Origin of the sequence: Collinsella sp. AM17-1 (assembly GCF_003470665.1) — a bacterium.
In the GTDB taxonomy this organism is placed as follows: Bacteria; Actinomycetota; Coriobacteriia; order Coriobacteriales; family Coriobacteriaceae; genus Collinsella.
The window spans coordinates 141290-163287 of the sequence record NZ_QRJZ01000003.1; the positions used below are offsets into that span (position 1 = coordinate 141290).

Genomic DNA, 21998 nt, shown 5'->3' on the forward strand with positions numbered 1-21998 from the left:
ATCAGAACGGGATGTCCTCGTCGTACACGTCCAGCTGCTGCTGGGCGGGTGCCGGCTGCGGCGCTGCCTGCTGCGGTGCCGGTTGCGGCGCTGCCTGCGGGGCCTGCTGGTAGGCCTGCTGGGCGCTCCACTGCGGCGCGGGCTGCTGGGGCGCCGGCTGCGGGACATACGCCTGCGGGGCGGTCTGCGGCGCCTGCTGCGGCGCGTACTGCTGCTGGTATCCCTGCGGCGCGTACTGTTGCGGGGCCTGCTGGCCGTTGGGGTTCAGACTCATGAGGACGACCTCGTCGGGGATGATCTCGACCTTCGAGCGCCTGCCGCCCCCGTTCTTGTCCTCCCAGGAGCTGTAGCGCAGCTTCCCCTCGATGGCGACCTTCATGCCCTTGTGCAGGATGCGCGAGAGCGCCTCGGCGCGGTTGCCGAACATGGTGCAGTCGATGAAGTTGGGGTAGTCCTCCCACTCCCCCGTCTGCTGGTTGCGGCGGCGGTCGTTGACGGCCACGCCGAAGCCCAGCACCTGCGTGCCGCCCGGCGTGACGCGTAGCTCGGGGTCTCGGGTCAGATTGCCCGACACCACCACTCTGTTGATGCTCATCTGTATGTCTCCTCTCCGCCGCTCGTCCATGTCCTCTGGATGTCGGCGTCTACGGTCTTGATTCGCAGCTTCAGCGCCATGATTGCCTCGCTCGATGCCTTGTAGAGGGCTTCGGCGCAGTCGCGCAGCTGCTTCTTCTCGGCTATCTCCTCGCGCCCCCGGCACAGGTCGCCGATGATGGTCACCGGCGTGCCCTTGGAGCGCTCCTCGAGGATGGCGATGCGCAGGGCCTTGCGGTAGTCGGCCTCGTTCTCGGCGTACTGCTGGCCCGTCCGCCTGAGCGTGTCCAGCTCCGCCATGAGGCGCTCGAACAGCTCCTCGCGCTGCGCGTACATGTCCTGCATGGCCTACAGGACGCGCCACGTCGGCGTGGCGCAGCAGCCGGGGTGCTTCTTGAACTCCTCGTACTGCTCTTTCGACTCGAAGGTGTAGGCCGTGCCGCAGGCCTTGCACTTCGCCGTGAACCCGCCGCTCTCGGGCGGCTCCTTCTCGGGCTTGTCCGAGAGCGCGTCCGGATCGCTCTGCCCGTCGATGGCGAACAGCCCGCAGAGCGCGTACTTGCGCGCGTAGCTCGACGCCATCCCGGTCACCTGCGCGTCGTCGGAGCCGCTCTTGTGCTCCGCCTCGCGGGCGTAGGCCTTGAACTCCCTCGTATCGCCGTGCCCGTCCTCGAAGAACAGCGTGCACGTCGCCTCGACGTAGTAGCGGTCGCCCACCTTGCAGATGCCGTCCTGGAGCGTGAACGCCACGCCAGCCTCCTTGCAGGGCTCCTTGAGCGCGGCGACGATGTCCTCGAACGAGCGGTAGCTGAACTTCCCGAATGCGTTGTAGCGCGCCTTGGGGACTGTCACGGAGCGCTGCACCTTGGCTATCGCCTGGGAGAGCGTCATCTCCTCGTCGGCCATCTAGCACACCCCCTTGCACTTGATGGTGCCGGTGATGCCACGCTCGCGCAGCGCCGCGGCGAGCAGCTCCATCTGCGAGCGGGTCGCGGACGGGATCTCGACCGTCCACGCGCAGTGCAGCTCGGGGCGCGCCGCGGCGGCGGGTTCCGCCTGGCGCCTCGTCGCGGGACGCGGCGCGGGCTCGGGCTCAACCGCCTCGCGCATGGCGGCGATGCGGGCGTCCTCCTCGTCGGCGGCGCGGGCGGCGTTGAGCGCCGAGCCAAGGTCGAGCGTGCGGAACAGCTCGCGCTCGGCGACCTCGTAGTGGGCCATGGAGTCGCGCTGGGCCTTGAGCGTGTCCCAGTCGCGCGCGACGGCTGAGACCTTGTCCTCGAGGGCCTTCTTGGCCCTCGCCTCGCCGAACGACTTGTTGAGCCATCTGTCGTCGTGCAGGCGCTCGTAGGGCACGACCGGCGAGAGGAGCTCCGCGAACTCCCTGTAGTGGGCCTCGAGTGCGGCCCTCGCGCGCGCCCTGCGCCTCTCCTCCGCCTCGTCGAGCTGCGCCTTGATGCCGTCCGACGCGCCGTCGATGATGGACGTGATCTCCTTGCAGCGCTTCTCGAAGGCGGCGAGCGGCTTGTTGTACTCGCGCTTCACGGCCTTTCGGCGCTCCTCTATCTCGGACTTGAGCCCGTTGAGGTAGGAGCGGTCGTGCTTCGCCTCCTTGATGGAGTCGTCCTTGGTCAAGTCGTACTTGGCGCCCTCGTAGTCCGCGACCTTCGCGCGGACGTGGGCCTCCAGCGCGTCGAAGTTGGCGCTGATGACGGACGGCGAGTACGTGACGACGAGGTCGGACGCCCCCTGCTCCTCGATGACCTCGGCGACGACCTCCTCGGCCCCGTTCTTCTCGGACATTACCTGACCTCCTCGTTGAGCATCCGGTTGTACTTCCTCTCGGTTATCGCCTCGTCGATGACGGCAGCGTGCCCGACGATCCACTTGGACAGCCTCTCGCGCGCGTCCAAGAACCTGTCGAACGCCTCGTCGGACTTGGTTATGCCATAGATGGTGAACATCGCCTGCTCCTCCGTGGCGAGCTCGGCCAGCTCGGCAAGCATCCCCTTGTAGTCCTCCATCACTCGGTCACCCCCCCGTCGTGGCTAACGAACAGGATCTGCGGCTGCTTGCTCTGGATGGACAGCCAGACCTCCTCGCCGCTCTTGCGGATGGCGTCGAACGCCGCGCTGTCCTCCGTGTCGACCTCGAACTGAAGGACGGCGACGCCGCCCTTCACGGTGGCCTGCTTGAACTTGGCCTCGATCTCCACCGGTATGTTTGTGCTCTCCATTGCTATTCCTCCCTGCCTACGCCCGCGAGCATCGCCGCGAACGTCTCCAATGTCATGGTCACGAACTGCTCGCCGGGGATGGCGGTCCCGCGGCGCTTCCAGACGACCACGCCGTAGTCGGCCCCGCGGTTCCTGCGCTCGACCTCGGCCTCGCGCAGCCACTTGGGCAGCTCGTGCCTTCCCTGGTAGTCCTTGCACTCGATTGCGATGCCCCGCCCGGCCATCGACACGCCGCGGATGTCGCCCGTGTCCTTGGAACCGGTCTTGACCTGCCTGTCGATGTCGGCCCCCAGCCTCCCGGCCAGGTAGTCGGCGACCAGGCGCTCGAACCTCGTGCCCGCGTCCATGGCGGTCCTCCTGCTCCTACTCATCGACGAACCCGTCGCTCTTGGAGCGGTGCTTGTTGAATGCGTGCCTCAGGTGCGGGTAGCGCGCCTCCATGATGCGGGCGAGGCTCGGCGCGAGGCCGTTCTTCACGCCGACGTGCAGCTTGTTGCGCACCATGTGGATGAGGTAGTTGATCGAGACGTAGCCCTTGCAGTTGAGGCGGGTGGCCTGCTCGACCATGAAGTCCCACGCCCGCGGGTGCTCGCTTATCCATGTGCGCGCCTCGGCCATGTCCTGCTCGCCGTCCGCGCCGAGGCCGAATATCTCGAGCTGGTTGCTCATCGGCTTCTGGCGGTATCTCTCGTCGTTACGCATTGACGGCCCCCACAGCGCATGCGGCCTTGGCAGCCTGGACCGCGCCGTCCATCGTCGGGAGGACGAAGACGGTCAGGATCGCCGCGAACAGGATCGCGGCGGCGATGAAGCCGACCATGGCCCCCGCCCTGAACGCATCGGAGTCGAGCTGCTCGCGGACGGTCGGTCGGTATGACTTGGGTGCTATGATGGTCTGAGCCTCATGTCTGGGGCTGTTTCGGCGAGTGCTCACAAGTTGGTAGCTGGGGGCGCTCGCTTCTTTGTATGTGTACATCTTGTGTTCCCTTCTGATGTTTCCGCAGGTCAGGGCTAGGGTGCTTTTTAGGGTCTTTATTTTTGGGTCTTTTTCGCGCGGCTCTTGGCGCTGTAGCACCTCTGCCGCTCGCGGTCGTTCCGCTTGGACCTCGCAGCCTCCTCGCGCATCGCGCTGGCCTGCTCCCTGAGGTCTGCCACGTGGCCCTCCTTCGTGCACTCCGCGCACCAGCCGTTCGCCTTGTTCAGCGGCTTGAACGTCATGCGCCCGCACTTCGGGCACATCCAGCGCTGCCGGAGCGATATGCCGCACTTCCTCGCCTGGAGCTTCACGGCCTCGGTAGTCCGTCCGAGCGCCTTGGCTATCTCCTTGGCTCCGTCGCCGGCGTGCTCCCTCAGGTACCGGATCTCACGTGTCGACCATTGCCTCACTGTCTCTTGCCCCCCTCCTTCCTCTCCCATTCCCGGTACGCCGCCCGAAGCGTCGAGCACATGGTGTCGAGCGCTATCTCGCGCGGGGTCTTGGGCTTACTTTCGCTATGGCGCGAGTCGGCAGACTTCATCGCTGCTCACCTCGATAGCCTTTGCGAGCTTTCGTGCCTCTGTGATGGTGATGTCAGACTCGCCGCATACCTTCTTGTTGAAGGTGACGAGCGATACCCCGACAGCGTCGGCAAGACTCTGCTTAGTAATGTTCAGCTCCGCAACTCGGGCCGCCACCAGTCCTTGAAGGCTGTTCATCCGTACCTCCTTCCTAATCTACATTAGGTACATTGGATACAGTAACCTAATGCACATTAGGAATCAATAGAATGTTGAAGTTTTCCTAATTTCTGTTAGGATTTATTCGTACAGTCTTTAGATGGAGAGGAGCTACAAATGCAGCTCTCACGCGCATTGATTGACTATCTTGGCGAGCGCGGCATGAAGCAGGCCGACGTTTGCAGGGCTTCTGGGTTATCCGACGCCCACGTCTCCCAGATTTTCAGTGGGAAGATAAAAGATCCCAAGGCAAGCATTGTTTACAAGATCGCGCACGCGATGGGTATCACGGTCGACGAGCTACTCGAGCGCGCGGAATCATACGAGGACGGTGAATAGCTTTATGGGACTTTTTAAAAAGTCAATGAGCAAAACGGCGGCAAAGGCTCAGCAGGGAGCTGGACAGCCGCCAATGGACGTGCCGTTCGCCCTCTGGGCGCTAGCGAGTGACTGCCTATACACCCACAGCTATACGGCATTTGAAGACGCTTTGTCCACTCACCAGCCATTCGCACCGTTTTCGGTCAAACTTAAGCGGCAAACGAAGAGGAACATGCCACCGCATTGGGAAGTTGAGGATGGAGCCGCTGTAATACTAGACGAGGACGGTACCTTGCTTGGCACTATAAGCGCGAAGAAAATGGAGGAGCACGACTTCATGTTCAATCGGACATACCGGGCTTTCTCTATGCCACCGTGCCGCGATTACGCGCGCGGCTTCACCATTAGCGACAGTTACAGCATTTGCGTCGCACCTTATGGCGCATATATATAAAAAGAGCCCCGTCGGCAGCGCTGGTACCGCTTTAGCCGACGGGGCATCCAACCGCCCAAGCATCTTTGCAAACTCACAACTTGAGGGGGCTTCTACATTATGCCAAAGAAGGCAGTGATATACGCGAGGTTCTCGTGCAACAGGCAGCGCGAGGCCTCAATCGAGGATCAGCTGCGCGTCTGCCGCGAGTGGTGCGCGCGCGAGGGCTACGAGGTCGCGGCGGAGTACTGCGACCGCGCCGTGTCGGGTCGCACCGACGACCGCCCCGAGTTCCAACGGATGATAGCCAACGCCGGCGAGAGCGAGATCGTCCTCGTCTACATGATGGATAGATTCAGCCGCGGCGAGTACGACGCGCCGATATACAAGCGCGAGCTCGCCACGCACGGCGTCAAGCTGGTCTCGGCGCTCGAGCAGATACCCGACAGCCCGGAGGGCATCATCTACGAGAAGCTGCTCGAGGGGCTCGCCGCCTGCGAGTCGAGGAAGACCGCCATCAGGACCAAGCGCGGAATGGAGGGCAACGCCCTCAAGTGCAAGACCAACGGCGTGCGCATCTTCGGATACCGCAGGAACGAGGACGACGAGTACGAGGTCGACGAGGCGCAGGCGGCGTGGGTGCGCGAGGCCTTCGCGCTGAGGCTGGAGCGCATGTCCATGAACGCGATAGCGCGCGAGTTCGCTCGGCGCGGCCTCAGGACGCGCAAGGGCAACCCGTGCGGCCAAGCAATGGTGCAGCAGATGCTGCGCGACCGCAGGTACACGGGAAGGTACGAGTGGGGAGGCATCGTCCGCGAGGGCGGGATGCCGGCGATAGTGGACGAGGTGACGTTCATGGAGGTCCAGGGAATCAAGTGCCGCAAGCAGCGCTCGAGCGAGAACTGGGGCGACTTCGCCCTCGCGGGGACGGCGCTGTGCGCGGAATGCGGCAGGAACCTGCAGGGCGTGAGCGGCAGGGGCCGCAACAACGTGAAGTACGAGTACTACAGCTGCCCGGGGTCGTGCGTCCGCAACATCAGGCGCGAGGAGCTCGAGGGCTCCATAGCCTCGGCGCTGCGCGGGCTGCTCGGCGACCGCGGCGAGGCGCTGCAGATAGCCAACATGGTAGCGGAGCGCGCGGACACGGCCGAGGTGCGGGCGCGTCGCAGGCAGGCCGAGGACTCGCTCAGGGCCGCCGAGAGGGGCCTGAGGAACATCCTCAACGCCATCGAGCAGGGCGTGATAGCACCGGGCGTGAACGAGCGCATAGCCGAGCTCGAGGAGCAGCAGGCGCGAGCGAGGTACGACCTCGAGGCCATCACGGACGAGCGGATAGACCCGGAGCGCTTCGCCGACTTCCTGCAGTGCGGGACGGCACTCGACGACGCGACGCTGCTGAAGGCATTCGTGTGGCAGGCGGTCGTCTCGGAGGACGAGATACTGGTCACGCTGAACTACGATAAAAAGGGCGAACCCGCCAGATTGGACATCCAGCGGGTTCGAGCAAAATTGGAATGGTGCCCCATGTTGGATTCGAACCAACGGCCTTCTGCTCCGGAGGCAGACGCTCTAATCCCCTGAGCTAATAGGGCCAACGTTTGGCATTATACCCAAGTGCGCCACGGGCTAACAAAATAATAGAAAAAGCTTTGCAATTACGTGGAAGACGCGCCGCGACGGCACGCTTTAGGCGGCAAAAGCGAGTCAGATAGTATAAACTCTCATGCACCATATAAAACGGCTCGCAATGCGGGCCGTTTTTGCAAGGACTATCCATCGAGGTGAGAGGCACACCATGATTGCAATTTTAAAGCAGAGCGCCAGCGACGAGGCCGTCAGCCACATCGTCAGCTGGATCGAGAAAAAGGGACTCAAGACCGACGTCTCGCGCGGCGAGAACGAGACCATCATCGGCCTGGTGGGCGACACGACCAAGATCGACCCGTTCCTGCTCGAGTCCATGGACGTCGTCGAGCGCGTGCAGCGCGTCTCCGAGCCGTTCAAGCGCGCCAACCGCAAGTTCCACCCCGAGGACTCCGTCATCGACTGCGGCCACGGCGTCAAGATCGGCGGCGACCAGTTCCAGGTCATCGCCGGCCCGTGCTCCGTCGAGGGCGAGAACCTCATCCGCATCGCCCGCCGCGTGAAGGCCGCCGGTGCCACGATGCTGCGCGGCGGTGCCTACAAGCCCCGCACTTCCCCGTACGCCTACCAGGGCATGGGCCCCGCCGGTCTGGACCTGCTGTGCGAGGCGTCTGCCGAGCTCGACATGCCGATCGTCACCGAGATCATGGACCCGCGCGACGTGCAGGTCTTCCTGGACAAGAAAATCGACGTTATGCAGATCGGCGCCCGCAACGCCCAGAACTTCCCTCTGCTCAAAGAGGTCGGCAAGACCAAGACTCCGATCTTGCTTAAGCGCGGCATGTCCGGCACGATCGATGAGCTGCTCATGGCCGCCGAGTACATCATGAGCGAGGGCAACGACAACGTCATCCTGTGCGAGCGCGGCATCCGCACCTTCGAGACCCGTACCCGCAACACATTCGACCTCAACGCCGTGCCGGTGCTGCACCACCTGTCGCACCTGCCCGTCGTCGCCGACCCCAGCCACGCCACCGGCTACACCCGCTACGTTGAGCCCATGGCGCTTGCCGCGACCGCCTGCGGCGCCAACGGCCTGGAGATCGAGGTCCACGACGAGCCGAGCCGCGCCTGGTCCGACGGCGCCCAGGCCCTCACCCCCGATCAGTTCGACGACACCATGCGCCGCATCCGAGCCATCCGCGAGGTCGTCTGCCAAGAGACCATGGAGTAGCCCATGGGTACAGTGAGAAACGCGCGCGTTAACCAGGGCAGCCCCAAGTGCGCCGGCATCGTCGGCCTTGGCCTCATCGGCGGCAGCTTTGCCCGCGGCTATGCGCAGGCGGGCGTCCGCGTGCTGGCCTGGGATCCCGATGACGATGTCATGACGGCTGCCAGCATGGGCACCGTTGCCGGCGAGCTCAACGACGAGACGCTCGGCGAATGCGACATCATCGTCCTGGCTTGCTACCCCGAAGCCTGCATCGAGTGGCTCGAGGCACACGCCCAGGCACTCGCCGACGCCACCGATACCGAGGCCATCATGGGCCCCGTGGTAATTGACACGGTGGGCGTCAAGGGTATCGTGTGCGAGCGCGCCTTTGAGCTTGCCCGCGAGCACGGCTTTTACTTTGTGGGCGCGCACCCCATGGCGGGCACGCAGTACTCGGGCTATGCACACTCCCGCGCCGACCTGTTCCAGGGCGCCCCGCTGGTGCTCGTACCGCCCGCGGTGGACGATGCGCTCAAGCTGGAGCTTTTGGGCCAGGTGCGCGAGATGGTGCGCCCCTTGGGCTTTGGCAAGTTCAGCGTGACCAGCGCCGCCGAGCACGACCGTGTCATCGCCTTCACGAGCCAGCTTGCGCACGTGGTATCCAACGCCTACGTCAAAAGCCCCACTGCCCAGGTCCACCACGGCTTTTCGGCCGGTAGCTACCGCGATCTCACCCGCGTGGCGCACCTCAATCCGCAGATGTGGTCCGAGCTCATGATCGACGACGCCGATGCGCTCGCCTTCGAGATCGACCATCTGATCGAATCGCTCGGCGCATACAGCCGCGCCCTTAAGGACCGCGACCAGCGCTATCTGGAGAATCTCCTTGCCGAGGGCGACCGAATTAAGCGCGCGCTCGACGACGAGGCCTCCCACTAGACCACCCATCACGCCAGGTCGAAAGGACCGAAGCTTATGGCGATTACCATCGATATCGACACCGCACGCCCCTACCAGGTGCATGTGGGCACGTTTTTGCTGGAGCAGGCAGGTCCGCTCGTACGCGCCACCGCCGGCGGCTCGCGCGCCGTCATCGTGACGGACACCAACGTAGGCCCCCTCTACCAGATGCCCGTTAAGCAGAGCCTCGAATCCGCAGGCTACGAGGTGAGCATCTGCACCTTCGAGGCCGGCGAGGCCCATAAGCGCGCCGAGACCTACGTCGCCATTTTGGAGTTTGTGGCCGAGCACGAGCTTTCGCGCTCCGACGTGATCGTGGCACTCGGCGGCGGCGTCGTGGGCGACGTGGCGGGCTTTGTGGCCGCCACCTACATGCGCGGCTGCAAGTTTGTGCAGATTCCCACAAGCCTGCTCGCCATGGTGGATTCGTCGGTCGGCGGCAAGACGGCCATCGACCTGGCAGCCGGCAAGAACCTAGCCGGCGCCTTTTGGCAGCCGAGCGTGGTCATCGCCGACGTGGGATGCCTTGCCACCCTCACGCCCGAGCAGTTCGCCGACGGCTGCGGCGAGGTCGTCAAGCACGCCGTGATCGCCGACCCCGAGCTCTTCGCCGAGCTGGAGAAGACCCCGCTCACGCTTGAGCTGCTCAACCGCGACGTGGCCCGTGTAGCGATCATCATCGCCCGCAATATCGACATTAAGCGCGCCGTGGTCGTTGCCGACGAGCGCGAAACCAATCAGCGCAAGCTCCTCAACTTTGGCCACAGCGCCGGGCACGCCGTCGAAGCCTGCGAACACTTTGAGCTCGGCCACGGCAACTGCGTTTCGATCGGCATGGGCATCATCACGCGTGCCGCAGCACTGCATGGCGTCTGCAATGCCGAGCTGCCCAATCGTATAGAGGAGCTCTGCGCCCGCCACGGCCTCAAGACCCGCTGCGACCTAGATGCCGACGCTGTCTTTGCTGAGGCGCTCCACGACAAAAAGCGCGCGGGAGACACCATCGACCTGGTAATTCCGCACGGCATTGGCCGTTGCAGCATCGACCGCACGCCGCTTTCCACCTTCCACGATTTGATTGCCGAGGGACTCGGCCAGAAGGGAGACGCATCCGCATGCTAGCCCGCATCACCCCGTCCCCGCTCAAGGGCACCGTTCCCGCCATCGCGTCCAAGTCGATGGCGCATCGCCTCATCATCTGCGCCGCGCTTGCCAACGGCGAGACGCACGTTACCTGCAACACGACCTGCGCCGATATCGAGGCCACGGTGCGCTGCCTCACGGCGCTCGGCGCCCGCATCGAGACCGTCGAGGACGGCTTCCAGGTCCACCCCACCATGAAGAGTATTGAATTTGGCCTGCTCAAGGCCCTTGCCGGCGGCACGCTCGACTGCGGCGAGAGTGGCTCCACGCTGCGCTTCATGCTGCCTGTCGCCTGTGCGCTGGGCGCGGAGGCCACCTTCGTGGGCCAGGGCCGCCTGGGCGCCCGCCCGCTCTCCCCGCTCTCGGACGAGATCATTGCCGCCGGTTGCGACCTGCAGGGCCTGGGCGGTTTTCCGCTCAAGACGAGCGGCCGCATGCGCCCGGGCACCTTTGTGCTTCCTGGCAACGTGAGCTCGCAGTATATCTCCGGCCTGCTGCTGGCAGCCCCGTTGCTGTCCCAGCCCTCCTGTGTGCAGGTAACCAGCCTCATCGAGAGCCGCCCCTACATCAACCTGACGATCCAGGCCATGAAGGCCTTCGGCGTCGAGGTCAACGTCGAGCGTATTCCGGCCAAGGACGGCCAGCCCGAGATCACGAACTTCCGTGTGAACAGCGGCTCGTACCGCACGCCCGGCAGCGTAGCCGTCGAGGGCGACTGGTCCAACGCTGCCTTTTGGCTGTGCGCCGGCGCCATCGGCACCGAACCAATCACCGTCGAGGGCGTGTCGCTGAGCTCCGCACAGGGCGACCGCAACGTGCTCGCCGCGCTTTCGCGCTTTGGCGCCCGCATCGTGCGCTCCACGAACGCCGCCACCGTCCAGTCCGACAAGCTCGCCGGCTTTGAGATGAGCGCCCACGACATTCCGGACCTGGTGCCCGTCATCTCGGCCGTGGCATCACTGGCTCAGGGCCGCACGTTCATCCGTGATTGCGCGCGCCTGCGCATCAAGGAATCTGACCGTCTGGTCACCACCACCCGCGAGCTCACCGCGCTGGGCGCGCAGGTGCGCATCGCCGGTGACGACCTCATCATCAAGGGCGTCGATGTCTTTACCGGCGGCGAGGTCGATTCGCACAACGACCACCGCATCGCCATGATGGCCGCCATCGCCGCTAGTCGCGCAACCGGCGAGGTCGTGATCCACGGCGCCGAGGCCGTCAACAAGTCCTATCCCGATTTCTTCGACCACTACCGCCTGCTGGGCGGCAAGGTCACGCTCGAGGAGGAATAGCATGTCCTCGACCTTTGGCAACGTCTTGCACGTAAGCATCTTCGGCCAGTCGCACTCCCCCGCCATCGGCTGCTCGCTCGATGGCATTCCGGCAGGTATCGCCGTTGACCTGGAGCAGCTGCAGTCCTTTTTGGACCGTCGCGCCCCCGGCCGTGACGAGACCGCGACCAAGCGCCGCGAGGCCGACGCCGCCCACATTATCGCCGGCATAGTTGATGGACACACCACGGGCGCGCCTATCGCCGCGATCATCGAGAACACCAACACGCGCTCCAAGGACTACTCCGAGCTGCGCCGCAAGCCCCGCCCGGGCCATGCCGATTTTCCGGCGCGCGTAAAGTATCACAACATGCACGACGTCGCCGGCGGCGGGCACTTCTCCGGCCGCCTGACGGCACCCTTGTGCATCGCCGGCGGTATCGCGCTGCAGGCACTTGAGGCCCGCGGCATTAAGGTCATGGCGCATGTAGCGCAGATTGGCGGCATCTCCGATCTGCCCATGGACGATATGGTCTATCGCGAGACCGATCGCAAGGCGATCCTTTCGAACGACTTGCCGTGCATTGACGCCGCAGCTGGCGGTCGCATGCGCGAGGAGATTCTGGCCGCGCGCGACGAGCTCGACAGCATCGGCGGCATCGTGGAGTGCGGTATCTACGGCCTGCCCGCGGGCATCGGCGACCCCATGTTCGATGGCATCGAGAACCGCATCGCGCAGATCGCGTTTGGAATTCCCGCCGTGAAGGGCGTGGAGTTTGGCATGGGCTTTGCCGTCGCGGCCATGCGCGGCAGCGAGAACAACGATCCGTATCGCATCGACGCCGAGACCGGCAAGATCGAGGTCGAATCCAATAATGCCGGCGGCATCCTGGGCGGCATTTCGACCGGCGCACCCGTCATGTGGCGCATGGCCGTAAAGCCCACGCCCTCCATTGGCCGCGAGCAGCAGACGGTGGACATGGACGCTATGGAAAATGCCGAGCTCTCGGTCCACGGCCGCCACGATCCCTGCATCGTCCCGCGCGCCGTCCCCGTAGCCGAAGCAGCCGCAGCGCTGGCTATCTGGGACGCCCTCCTCGAGGACGCCGCCCAACTTTAGTCCACCCACCCCGGGCAACCATTCAGGAAAGGGGTCCCAATGGACCTTGCTGACATCCGCCAGACCATCGATGGCATCGACACCACGCTCCTCAACAGTTTTGTCGAACGCATGGACATTGCCACCGAGGTCGCCAAATCAAAAATCGAGATGGGCAAGGCCGTCTTCGACCCCGCCCGCGAGCGCTCCAAGCTCAACAACCTTGCCGGCCGCGCGCCCGAGCGCTACGAGGCGCAGACCATCACGCTGTTCCGCCTCCTCATGAGCATGAGCAAGGCCGAGCAGCAGCGCTATATCAACGAGCTCAAGGGCACCACGGTCTCGCAAAAGGCCCACGACACTGCCGAGGCCTTCGATACGCCCTTCCCCCAGACTGCCAGCGTCGCCTGCCAGGGCGTTGAAGGCGCCTACAGCCAGATCGCCGCGTGCAAGCTCTTCGACGTGCCCGATATCGCGTTCTTCGAGACCTTCGAAGGTGTCATGCGCGCCGTGCGAGACGGCTTCTGCGAGTTTGGCGTACTGCCCATCGAAAACTCCACCGCGGGCTCGGTCAACGCGGTCTACGACCTGCTCGCACAGTTCGACTTCCACATTGTGCGCTCGCTGCGCCTCAAGATCGATCACAACCTGCTCGTCAAACCCGGCACCAAGCTGCAGGATGTTCGTGAGGTCTATAGCCACGGTCAGGCCATCGCGCAATGCGCCGGCTTTATCGACGCGCACGAGCTGCACGCCACCAAGTATCTCAACACGGCCATGTCGGCCGAGATGGTCGCCAACTCCGAGCGCACCGACGTCGCCGCCATCGCCTCGCGCAGTTGCGCGGCGCTCTACGGCCTGGAGGTGCTGGAGCCCAACATTCAGGACTCGGACAACAACTACACACGCTTCGTCGTCATCAGCCGCGAGCCGCGCGTCTATCCCGGCGCCAACCGTACCTCGCTCATGATCACCACGGCCAACGAACCGGGCGCCCTCTATCGCGTGCTCGAGCGCTTCTATGCGCTCAACATCAACCTTATCAAGCTCGAGAGCCGCCCCATCCCCGGGCGCGACTTTGAGTTTATGTTCTACTTCGATCTGGACTGTCCCTTTGGCAGCAAAGCCCTCGACGACCTGCTCGACTCGATTGACGACGTGTGCGAGAGCTTCACCTACTTTGGCAGCTACACGGAGGTGCTCTAGATGACTGACGTCGCCACAAGCCGCCCCTACGGCGTGCTGGGCCGCGTGCTGGGCCACAGCTACACCCCGACCATCTACAAGGAACTCGCGGGGCTTGAGTACGTGCGTTTTGAGCGCGAGCCCGAGGACCTCGCAGCCTTTATGACGGGCGACGAGTGGGAGGGCACCAACGTGACCATTCCCTACAAGCGCGCCGTCATGGAATACCTGGACGAGCTGAGCCCGCTCGCCGAACGCATGGGCAACGTCAACACGATCACGCGTCTGCCCGATGGCCGTCTGCGCGGCGACAACACCGACTACTTCGGTTTCCAGTGCCTGGTCGAGGAGCTGGGTGTGGAGATTACCGGCAAGAAGGCCCTCGTGCTCGGAGCCACCGGCGGCGCCGGCACCACGGCCAGCATGGTGCTGGGCGACCTCGGCGCGATCGTGGTGCCCGTGGGACGCGCGAGCGAGGTCAACTACGACAACATCGCACAGCAGACCGACGCCGCGTTACTCATCAACTGCACGCCTGCCGGTATGTTCCCCCACTGCCCCGACGCGCCTTGCACGCTCGAGGGCCTCGATGCGCTCGAGGGCGTCATCGATATCGTCTACAACCCCGCCTGCACAGGGCTCATGCTCGAGGCCGAGCGTCGCGGCATCCCCTGCGTCGGCGGTTTGCTCATGCTTGTGGCCCAGGCGGCGCAAGCCGTCGAGCGCTATACCGGCCAGGTCACCCCGCGCGAGCGCATCCTGGACGTGACGGAGCGTCTTTCCCGCCATGAGCAGAACATCGCCCTGATCGGCATGCCGGGCTCGGGCAAAACCCGCGTGGGTGAGCAGATCGCCCTGCTCACCGGCCGCGAGCACATCGATCTGGACCGCGCCCTCGAGGAGCGTCTGGGCATGCCTTGCGCCGACTTTATCGTCGAGCGCGGCGAGCCGGCCTTCCGCGAGCGGGAGACGGCGGCCCTGGCCGACATCTCCAAGCGCAGCGGCCTGGTGCTTTCCACCGGCGGCGGCGTCGTCACGCGAGACGAGAACTACCCGCTGCTGCACCAGAACAGCCAGATTGTGATGCTCAACCGCAAGCTCGATGAGCTCGCCCACAAGGGTCGCCCCATCACCGCCCGCGACGGTATCGACAAGCTGGCCGAGCAGCGCATGCCGCGCTACCGCGCCTGGGCCGACTACATCATCGACTCGCGCGACTGCGCAGCCAACACCGCGGCTGCCGTCGTCGACACCCTTCCCCCAGCCCTCTAACCAAAACCACCACAAAGGGACAGGCACCTTTGTGGTGGTTTTCCATTCCGTCGCACCGCCCGACCAACCACAAAGGAAGCAGCCATGAAAGCACTCGTCATCAACGGCCCCAACCTCAACATGCTCGGCATTCGCGAGCCGGGCATCTACGGTAGCGACAACTACGACCGCTTGGTCCAGATCTGCAAGGAGGCCGGCGCCGCACAGGGCTTCGACGAGGTTGAGGTCTTCCAGTCCAACCACGAGGGCAGCATCGTCGACAAGATCCAGGAGGCATACGGTAAGGTCAACGGCATCGTCATCAACCCGGCGGCTTACACGCACACGAGCGTGGCGATCCTGGACGCCCTCAAGGCCGTCGCCATCCCGGCTGTGGAGGTCCACATTAGCGCCGTCGAGACGCGCGAGGACTTCCGCCAGGTGAGCTACGCCCGCCTGGCCTGTTTTGCAACCATCACCGGCGAAGGCCTCCAGGGCTACGCCCATGCGCTGGAGCTGCTGAAAGAGCATCTCGATAAATAGGTTCACGGACCAAGTAATTCACTCGCCACGCGATCGCAGAGACCTACGCCGGCGGCAGCAACCTCGCTGCTGCCGGCATTTATTTACTGGCATATAATCTTTGCAGTTACGCAACGTCTGGAGATCCGCATGCTTAGCATTCACCTGGGAGATTACCCCGGCTCAATTTATGATACCGAAACCTATTTTAGGAACTCATACTTGGACTCATGGTTCGAAGATCCTATGGCCGCACAGATTATTAAAAGCGTGGACGGATCAGAGCTCATCGGCCCCCACAACATCGTAAGCAAGCAGCTGGGCTCAATCACCCCACTCGAACTGTCCGGCGGCGTCAAGACGCTGCTGTTAGTACGCAATCTCCCAAATATGGTGTTCAACGCATCTACCTGCGGAGACAACTGTGCCCGCTGGCTACTCAAGATCGGCAAAGAGCAGGATGTGCTGGTGACCCTTTACCACATCATGAAGTTCCCCTGGAAGAATTTTGAAATCCGCATTGAAAACGATAACCGCATCGTCAGAAACATGCAGGAGTTTGTCGGCGCCACGAATGACTTTTTGGATGTTGATGAGTAATGAAGGGAACGCATACCGTTGTCGTAGAGCGTGCAAAGGTCAAATACACACTCACCTTTAAACGCAACATTTCCTTCATTCGCGGTAACAGCGGCACGGGCAAAACGACGCTCATCTCGATGATTCGCGACTACAACGACCGAGGACCGGAAAGCGGCGTTACACTCAGCTGCGACGCGCCATGCGAAACGCTTTCCGGCAGACGCTGGGAGCGCGAGCTGTCGATCATCGAAGATTCGATCGTCTTTCTAGATGAGGGCAACGAGTTTATCTACTCAAAGGACTTCGCCAAAGCCATCAACGGATCGTCCAACTATTTTGTTCTGATATCTCGTCGCGACGCCAACGAACTCCCCTACAGCGTCGACGAGATCCTAAAGCTAGTCAACACCACAAGCAAGACAATTAATGGCCGCAAGAGCGACAGACGCTTCTACTCGGTGACTAAACCGCTATATGACCACACGGCAAGCATGCTGTATCAGGACCTTAACGTAGGGTTCGACAATCCTGACGCCGTAATTGTCGAGGATAGCAAGTCTGGCTATCAATTCTATAGCACCCTTTGCAACCGACTGGGAATCCCCTGCTATACCGCCACCGGCGTAGCGAACCTAAAACGAACGATTCACGAATGTCCCGAGCAAAACATCCTTGCCATAGGAGACGGCGCAGCGTTTGGTCCCTACATCGAAAAGGTGCTCGGACAGCGCGTTTACAAGAACGTTCGCTTGTTCCTCCCTGAATCATTTGAGTGGACGCTTTTGCGATCTGGCCTCATCCCCAACAACGACATTCCAAAAATCCTCAAGGACCCTTCGAGCTATATCGAAAGCCGCGACTACCTGAGCTGGGAGCGGTTCTTCACCGACGTATTGATCAAGTACTCTGCAGACACTCGCTACGTCTACAGAAAGGCACGGCTCAACGAGCAGTACCTAAAGCCGCAGGCGATGGATGCAGTTGCGAGCGTCTTGCCCGAGTGTCTGAAGGCATAATGGCAGTGGGGAGGACCAACTTGGTCCTCCCCACTGCCATGGAAACCCAGCACACGCAATAGCTGCCGGCAAGAGCGGCAACTGTCGCAACCACAAACCCATCCACGCGGCGGCTCGAAAGCTCAAGCCCACTCAGCGCGGCAAGGACAAGCCAAGTGACACCGGCTCCAATAAACAGCAGGGGCTTGCTCACGCTCGGCTCGAGCCCCCCTTGGCGCGCCGTATAGCCAATCCACATCAGCAGCACAACAGCAGCTCGCGCCACGGCTTCGGCCTAAACGTATACCCGGCAAGAATAAAGAACACCTGCATGTGAAAAAAGCCCAGACCTCCAAGCGGTCCGGGCTTAATAAACGATGGTGCTCCATGGCGGATTCGAACCGTCGACCTTGGGATTAGAAGTCCCCTGCTCTATCCAACTGAGCTAATGGAGCAAATAACCGCACGCCCAAGCAAGCACAAGCCTGTCAGGCGCAAGTAATTATAACCTAGTTGAACTGCTCGCGGTACGCCTTGCAGACCTCATCGACCGGACCGTCCATGCGAAGGTCACCCTTCTCAATCCAAACGGCACGCTGGCAGATGCGCTCAACCTGCTCCATAGAGTGCGAAACGAACAGAACCGTCACGTCACCGCTCTGGATAAAGTGCTGGATGCGGGCCTCGCACTTCTGCTGGAAGAACACATCACCGACGGACAGCGTCTCGTCAACGATTAGAATATCGGGCTCGGTAATCGTCGCGATTGCAAAGGCGATACGCGCCACCATGCCCGAGGAGAAGTTCTTAAGCGGCATATCGACAAAGTTCTGCAGCTCAGCGAACTCGATAATGCCGTCAAAGTTGGCGTCGATGAACTCCTTGGTATAGCCGAGCAGGGCACCGTTCAGATAGATGTTCTCGCGGGCAGTCAGCTCGGGGTCAAAGCCGGCACCAAGCTCAATCAGCGGCGCGATGTTACCGTGCACCTTAACACTGCCCTCGCTAGGCTCAAGCACGCCAGCGATAATCTTGAGCATCGTAGACTTGCCGGAGCCATTGGTGCCGACCAGACCCACGACCTCGCCACGATGAATATCGAACGAGATGTGCTTAAGCGCCCTAAACTCCTCAAAGAACAGCTCGTGCTTGGCAAGCTTGATGAAGTACTCCTTGAGGTTGGTCAGCGACTCGGACGCCATGTTAAAGATCATGGTGACGTCGTCGACCTCGACAGCCAGAGGCTGCTCGCTGTAATCAACAACAGATTCAGTCATCACAGCACTCCTTAGATGTAGAGGATGAACTTGCGCTCGGACTTATGGAACACGGTGTAGCCAATAACAAGCGCAAGGACCGCCCAAGCGACGCACATACCAAACGTCAAAAGCGAGGGCGTAGTCTGGAACAGGAAGATATCACGCATAAACTGCAGGTAGTTGAACATGGGGTTCGCATACATCAAGATACGCACGAGATGCGGCATTTGCGCAATATAGTCAGTCGTCCAGAAGATGGGCGTAATGTAAGTCCACGCCGTAATGACGACGCTCCACAGATGCATAACGTCGCGGAAGAAGACCGTAAGGGCAGAGAGCATCATGCCCAGGCCCATGCAGAAGCACATAAGCAGCAGCAGGCAAACCGGCAACAGAATCAGGTGCCAAGAAGGCATAACGCGGAACCACAGCATGACGATGGCGACGGCGACCAGCGAGAAGGCAAAGTTGACCAGCGAGAAGAGCACCTTCTGCACCGGGAAAACCCAGCGGTGCACCTTAACCTTCTTGAGCAGAGGGGCAGCGCCCACGATCGACGTCAGGGCCTGGTTAGTAGACTCAGACATGACGGCAAAGGTGATGTTACCCACGATCAAGTACAGCGGGTACATCTCGGGCGTCATTGAGCCATTGCGGCCCTGGCCAAAAATCGTCGAGAACACGATGGCCATGACGATCATCATCAGCAGCGGGTTGAGCACCGACCATGCGACGCCCAGAACGCTACGGCGATACTTGATCTTAAAATCCTTGGTAACCAGCTGACGAAGGATAAACGCGTCCTTCTCAAATTCGTTCTTAGCAAACGTCGCAGGCAGACTGCGAGTTTCTTGTTGCTTTGTCTGATCCGACACGGATGCAACTCCTTTACTCGTAATCGTTGACAAACGAACAGTATAGACCCGACGGCCATGCAAACGATTCGCGCAACAAAACTGGAGAACTAACCCACATCTTAGGATGCCAGGCCCAAACGGCTATACTTTCTAGGATTGAATGTATAAGGAGCATTAAGTGAATTCTGAATCCATCGCCGTCATCATCCCTTGCTACAACGAAGCGCTCACGATCGGCAAAGTCATCGACGACTTTCACCGCGAGCTTCCGCAGGCGACGGTCTATGTCTATGACAACAACTCGTCGGACGATACCTCACGCATTGCCACCGAGCACGGCGCCACAGTCCGCTTTGAGCCCCGTCAGGGAAAGGGCAACGTGTGCCGCCAGATGTTTCGCGATATCGACGCCGATTGCTACCTGATGGTCGACGGAGACGACACCTACCCCGCCGAGGCGGCCAAGGCCCTCTGCGAGCCCATCCTTAACGGCACGGCCGACATGACCGTAGGCGATCGCCTTTCCAACGGCACCTACGCCGAGGAGAACAAGCGTGCCTTCCACGGCTTTGGCAATAATCTGGTCCGCGCCATGATCAAGTGGATCTATGGCTACAGCTTCGATGACGTCATGACAGGCTACCGCGCCATGAGCCGCCCGTTCGTTAAAACCTTCCCAGTGCTTTCCGAGGGCTTTCAGATCGAAACCGAGCTCTCGATCCACGCCGTCGACCACCGCTGGCGCATCAAAGATGTGCCCATCGAGTACCGCGACCGTCCCGAGGGTTCCGAGTCCAAACTCAACACCGTGAGCGACGGCATTAAAGTCGTTGCGATGATCGGCACGCTGTTCAAGGACTACCGCCCGCTGAAGTTCTTCAGCCTCGTTGCGCTTCTGTTCGCGGTATTCGGCCTCGCCCTGGGCATGCCCATCGTTGTCGAATATTTCCAGACCGGCCTCGTCCCGCGCTTCCCCACCGCTGTGCTCGCCGCCTCGTTTATGTTCCTGTGCGGCCTGAGCCTTGCGACCGGCTTCATCCTTGATTCTGTAGCAAAGGTCGAAAAAAAGCAGTGGGAGGTCAACGTGTACAGCAAATACGCCTACGACGACCAGCCCGGCCACCCTACTTCCATGCCAAGCGAGAGGTAGATCTTCCGCAAAATACTATTGGCACCACTGCGCAGATAGCCACCAACAAGAAAAGCCGCCGTTAAAGAACGGCGGCTTTTACTCTCGAAAAGTTAATAGCGGCTAGAGCGTCTTGAGGTACTCCCCCAGCTCTTCCTCCCAGTCGGGCATGTGGAACCCGACCGACTCGAGCCCGGACAGGTCGAGCGCGGAGTGGACCGGGCGCGGTGCGACGGGGCCCTCGGCGCTCGCGTAGTAGTCGGCGGTCGATACCGGCACGACCTTCTCGCCGTTGCCGTTGGCGGCCTCGAAGACGGCGCGTGCGATGTCCGCCCAGGACTTCACCGCGCCGGATCCGGTGCAGTCGTAGGTGCCGTAGGGGGCGTGCGTCCCCAGCACGTGGAAGATGGCCTCGGCCATGTCGCGCGTGAAGGTCAGGCGGCCCAGCTGGTCGTCGACCACGGTGACCTGCTCGAGCTTGTCGTCCGGGTCGGCGACGCGGTCTGAGAGTGCCTTCATGGTCTTCACGAAGTTGTGCCCCTCGCCGATGACCCAGCTGGAGCGCATGATGTAGTGGTGCGGGCACCCGGCCACGGCGATGTCGCCGGCGGCCTTGGTCTGGCCGTAGACGGACAGCGGGGAGAACGGCTCGTCCTCCGTGTGGACCTCGGCGGTGCCGTCGAAGACGTAGTCGGAGGATACGTGGACCAGGGTGATGCCGTACCCGGCGCAGGTGCGTGCGAGAAGGGCGGGCCCCGTCGCGTTGGCCTTCCAGGCGGTCACGCGGCCCTCGGGGGTCTCGGCCCTGTCGACTGCCGTGTAGGCGCCGCAGTTGATGACCGTGCCGTAGAGCGACCAGTCGTACTGCGAATAGGCGTCCGGGTCGGACATGTCGAAGGTGTCGATGTCGCAGAAGTCGAAGTCCTTGGCGACGCCGCGCTCCTCGGCGAGCGCACGTACCGCATGGCCCAGCTGGCCGTTACAGCCGGTGACGAGGGTGCGCTTCGGCGCCATGGGGACGACGTCCTTGAGCATCGGGTGGTTGAGGTCCGCCTCGGATACGGTGGCCTCATCGAGCGGGATCGGCCACTCGATGGCGAGCTCGGGGTCGGCGAGGTTCACGAAGGTGTAGGTCCTCTTGAGCTCGAGCGACCAGTGGGCGTCCACCAGGTAGGTGTAGGCGGTGCCGTCCTCCAGGGCCTGGAAGGAGTTGCCCACGCCGCGCGGGACGTAGATGGCCTTCGACGGGTCGAGCGTGCAGGTGAACACCTTCCCGTAGGTGGCGCTGCCCTCGCGCAGGTCCACCCAAGCGCCGAAGACCGAGCCGCGGGCCACGGAGATGAACTTGTCCCAGGGCTCGGCGTGGATGCCGCGCGTGACGCCGCGGCTGTCGTTGTAGGAGACGTTGTTCTGGACGACGCGGAGGTCCGGGATGCCCAGGGCGCACATCTTGGCGCGCTGCCAGTTCTCCTTGAACCAGCCGCGCGAGTCGCCGTGGACGGCGAGGTCGACGACCTTGAGGCCCTCGATGCCGGTCTCGGTGACGGAGAGGTCCTTCTCGAATGCGATGTCAGCCATGTGGGAAAAGCTCCTATCGAAGAGGTTGTATAACCGGGGGCGCCCGCGCGGGGACGCAGGATCATCCCCATGC

At 62.4% G+C, this 21998-nt stretch carries 27 protein-coding genes, 2 tRNA genes and 1 pseudogene; 13 read left to right on the plus strand and 17 right to left on the minus strand.

Annotated elements, in window-relative coordinates; translation table 11 throughout:
• Window position 1: 1 nt before the first annotated feature.
• From DW195_RS02970 to DW195_RS03020, 11 genes are all read right to left on the minus strand, one after another.
• Entirely contained in the window at window positions 2-595 is a 594-nt protein-coding gene (locus DW195_RS02970; protein ID WP_118205801.1) for a single-stranded DNA-binding protein, read from the minus strand.
• Window positions 592-939 (minus strand): hypothetical protein, encoded by a 348-nt coding sequence (locus tag DW195_RS02975; RefSeq protein ID WP_118205802.1) that lies wholly within the window; start codon window positions 937-939, stop codon window positions 592-594. Before DW195_RS02975 ends, DW195_RS02970 begins: the two co-directional genes overlap by 4 nt.
• A gap of 3 nt (window positions 940-942) precedes the next feature.
• A complete protein-coding gene (locus DW195_RS02980) occupies window positions 943-1500 on the minus strand; it encodes an ERF family protein (RefSeq protein WP_118205803.1) in 558 nt (185 codons plus the stop codon).
• A complete protein-coding gene (locus DW195_RS02985; RefSeq protein ID WP_118205804.1) occupies window positions 1501-2394 on the minus strand; it encodes a DUF1351 domain-containing protein in 894 nt (297 codons plus the stop codon).
• Window positions 2394-2615, minus strand: a complete 222-nt coding sequence (locus DW195_RS02990) for a hypothetical protein (RefSeq protein WP_118205805.1) — start codon at window positions 2613-2615, stop codon at window positions 2394-2396. Before DW195_RS02990 ends, DW195_RS02985 begins: the two co-directional genes overlap by 1 nt.
• Window positions 2615-2827 carry a hypothetical protein gene (locus DW195_RS02995; protein WP_118205806.1) on the minus strand — a complete coding sequence of 71 codons (213 nt, stop codon included), beginning with the start codon at window positions 2825-2827 and terminating at the stop codon, window positions 2615-2617. Before DW195_RS02995 ends, DW195_RS02990 begins: the two co-directional genes overlap by 1 nt.
• A 2-nt stretch (window positions 2828-2829) precedes the next feature.
• On the minus strand, window positions 2830-3198 hold the full coding sequence (locus DW195_RS03000) for a hypothetical protein (protein ID WP_118205807.1): 369 nt from the start codon (window positions 3196-3198) through the stop codon (window positions 2830-2832).
• Window positions 3191-3529, minus strand: a complete 339-nt coding sequence (locus tag DW195_RS03005; RefSeq protein WP_118205808.1) for a hypothetical protein — start codon at window positions 3527-3529, stop codon at window positions 3191-3193. The genes DW195_RS03000 and DW195_RS03005 overlap by 8 nt, the downstream gene beginning before the upstream one ends.
• Window positions 3522-3803, minus strand: a complete 282-nt coding sequence (locus DW195_RS03010) for a hypothetical protein (RefSeq protein ID WP_118205809.1) — start codon at window positions 3801-3803, stop codon at window positions 3522-3524. The genes DW195_RS03005 and DW195_RS03010 overlap by 8 nt, the downstream gene beginning before the upstream one ends.
• 56 nt (window positions 3804-3859) lie before the next feature.
• On the minus strand, window positions 3860-4243 hold the full coding sequence (locus DW195_RS03015) for a hypothetical protein (protein WP_147356480.1): 384 nt from the start codon (window positions 4241-4243) through the stop codon (window positions 3860-3862).
• A 75-nt stretch (window positions 4244-4318) separates the two neighbouring features.
• Window positions 4319-4522: a helix-turn-helix transcriptional regulator gene (locus tag DW195_RS03020; protein ID WP_118205811.1), complete on the minus strand. Its 204-nt coding sequence runs from the start codon at window positions 4520-4522 to the stop codon at window positions 4319-4321.
• A gap of 138 nt (window positions 4523-4660) precedes the next feature.
• On the opposite strand from DW195_RS03020, the gene DW195_RS03025 reads away from it, so the two are divergent.
• Both DW195_RS03025 and DW195_RS10730 read left to right on the plus strand, forming a co-directional pair.
• The gene (locus DW195_RS03025) at window positions 4661-4882 is read left to right on the plus strand and encodes a helix-turn-helix domain-containing protein (RefSeq protein ID WP_118205812.1); all 222 of its coding nucleotides are present in this window, start codon (window positions 4661-4663) and stop codon (window positions 4880-4882) included.
• A gap of 535 nt (window positions 4883-5417) precedes the next feature.
• Window positions 5418-6158: pseudogene (locus tag DW195_RS10730) on the plus strand (recombinase family protein); the annotation flags it as partial.
• 143 nt (window positions 6159-6301) lie between these two features.
• Here the strand turns inward: DW195_RS10730 and DW195_RS10325 are convergent.
• The gene (locus DW195_RS10325; protein ID WP_147356481.1) at window positions 6302-6745 is read right to left on the minus strand and encodes a hypothetical protein; all 444 of its coding nucleotides are present in this window, start codon (window positions 6743-6745) and stop codon (window positions 6302-6304) included.
• Window positions 6746-6812: 67 nt separating this feature from the next.
• A tRNA-Arg gene (locus tag DW195_RS03040) sits at window positions 6813-6889 on the minus strand.
• A 203-nt stretch (window positions 6890-7092) separates the two neighbouring features.
• On the opposite strand from DW195_RS03040, the gene aroF reads away from it, so the two are divergent.
• The 10 genes from aroF (at window position 7093) to DW195_RS03090 (ending at window position 17123) form a co-directional block, all read left to right on the plus strand.
• The gene (gene aroF, locus DW195_RS03045; RefSeq protein ID WP_117629151.1) at window positions 7093-8115 is read left to right on the plus strand and encodes a 3-deoxy-7-phosphoheptulonate synthase; all 1023 of its coding nucleotides are present in this window, start codon (window positions 7093-7095) and stop codon (window positions 8113-8115) included.
• Window positions 8116-8118: 3 nt separating this feature from the next.
• Window positions 8119-9033 carry a prephenate dehydrogenase/arogenate dehydrogenase family protein gene (locus DW195_RS03050; RefSeq protein WP_118205814.1) on the plus strand — a complete coding sequence of 305 codons (915 nt, stop codon included), beginning with the start codon at window positions 8119-8121 and terminating at the stop codon, window positions 9031-9033.
• 36 nt (window positions 9034-9069) lie between these two features.
• Entirely contained in the window at window positions 9070-10176 is a 1107-nt protein-coding gene (gene aroB / locus DW195_RS03055; RefSeq protein ID WP_118205815.1) for a 3-dehydroquinate synthase, read from the plus strand.
• Complete coding sequence (gene aroA / locus DW195_RS03060; RefSeq protein WP_118205816.1) at window positions 10170-11489, plus strand: 3-phosphoshikimate 1-carboxyvinyltransferase; 1320 nt, start codon at window positions 10170-10172, stop codon at window positions 11487-11489. Before aroB ends, aroA begins: the two co-directional genes overlap by 7 nt.
• Window position 11490: 1 nt before the next feature.
• Window positions 11491-12588, plus strand: coding sequence for a chorismate synthase (gene aroC / locus DW195_RS03065; RefSeq protein WP_118205817.1), 1098 nt, complete (start codon window positions 11491-11493; stop codon window positions 12586-12588).
• Window positions 12589-12627: 39 nt separating this feature from the next.
• The gene (gene pheA / locus DW195_RS03070; protein ID WP_118205818.1) at window positions 12628-13773 is read left to right on the plus strand and encodes a prephenate dehydratase; all 1146 of its coding nucleotides are present in this window, start codon (window positions 12628-12630) and stop codon (window positions 13771-13773) included.
• Window positions 13774-15024, plus strand: a complete 1251-nt coding sequence (locus DW195_RS03075) for a shikimate kinase (RefSeq protein WP_118205819.1) — start codon at window positions 13774-13776, stop codon at window positions 15022-15024.
• Window positions 15025-15108: 84 nt separating this feature from the next.
• Window positions 15109-15546 (plus strand): type II 3-dehydroquinate dehydratase, encoded by a 438-nt coding sequence (gene aroQ / locus DW195_RS03080; protein ID WP_118205820.1) that lies wholly within the window; start codon window positions 15109-15111, stop codon window positions 15544-15546.
• Window positions 15547-15675: 129 nt separating this feature from the next.
• A complete protein-coding gene (locus tag DW195_RS03085) occupies window positions 15676-16125 on the plus strand; it encodes a DUF4869 domain-containing protein (RefSeq protein WP_117646372.1) in 450 nt (149 codons plus the stop codon).
• Window positions 16125-17123 (plus strand): translation initiation factor 2, encoded by a 999-nt coding sequence (locus DW195_RS03090; RefSeq protein WP_117766689.1) that lies wholly within the window; start codon window positions 16125-16127, stop codon window positions 17121-17123. Before DW195_RS03085 ends, DW195_RS03090 begins: the two co-directional genes overlap by 1 nt.
• 357 nt (window positions 17124-17480) lie before the next feature.
• On the opposite strand, the gene DW195_RS03095 is transcribed toward DW195_RS03090, so the two are convergent.
• The 3 genes from DW195_RS03095 to DW195_RS03105 all read right to left on the minus strand — a co-directional run bounded on the left by DW195_RS03095 (window position 17481) and on the right by DW195_RS03105 (window position 19236).
• Window positions 17481-17557 (minus strand) — tRNA-Arg (locus DW195_RS03095).
• Between the two features lie 54 nt (window positions 17558-17611).
• The gene (locus tag DW195_RS03100) at window positions 17612-18379 is read right to left on the minus strand and encodes an ABC transporter ATP-binding protein (protein WP_006236046.1); all 768 of its coding nucleotides are present in this window, start codon (window positions 18377-18379) and stop codon (window positions 17612-17614) included.
• A gap of 11 nt (window positions 18380-18390) precedes the next feature.
• Window positions 18391-19236 (minus strand): ABC transporter permease, encoded by an 846-nt coding sequence (locus DW195_RS03105; protein WP_233540797.1) that lies wholly within the window; start codon window positions 19234-19236, stop codon window positions 18391-18393.
• 160 nt (window positions 19237-19396) lie between these two features.
• Between DW195_RS03105 and DW195_RS03110 the strand changes: the two genes are divergently transcribed.
• Window positions 19397-20368 carry a glycosyltransferase family 2 protein gene (locus DW195_RS03110; protein ID WP_117654851.1) on the plus strand — a complete coding sequence of 324 codons (972 nt, stop codon included), beginning with the start codon at window positions 19397-19399 and terminating at the stop codon, window positions 20366-20368.
• Window positions 20369-20470: 102 nt separating this feature from the next.
• On the opposite strand, the gene DW195_RS03115 is transcribed toward DW195_RS03110, so the two are convergent.
• Window positions 20471-21925 carry a sugar nucleotide-binding protein gene (locus DW195_RS03115; RefSeq protein ID WP_118205821.1) on the minus strand — a complete coding sequence of 485 codons (1455 nt, stop codon included), beginning with the start codon at window positions 21923-21925 and terminating at the stop codon, window positions 20471-20473.
• Window positions 21926-21998: the final 73 nt, after the last annotated feature.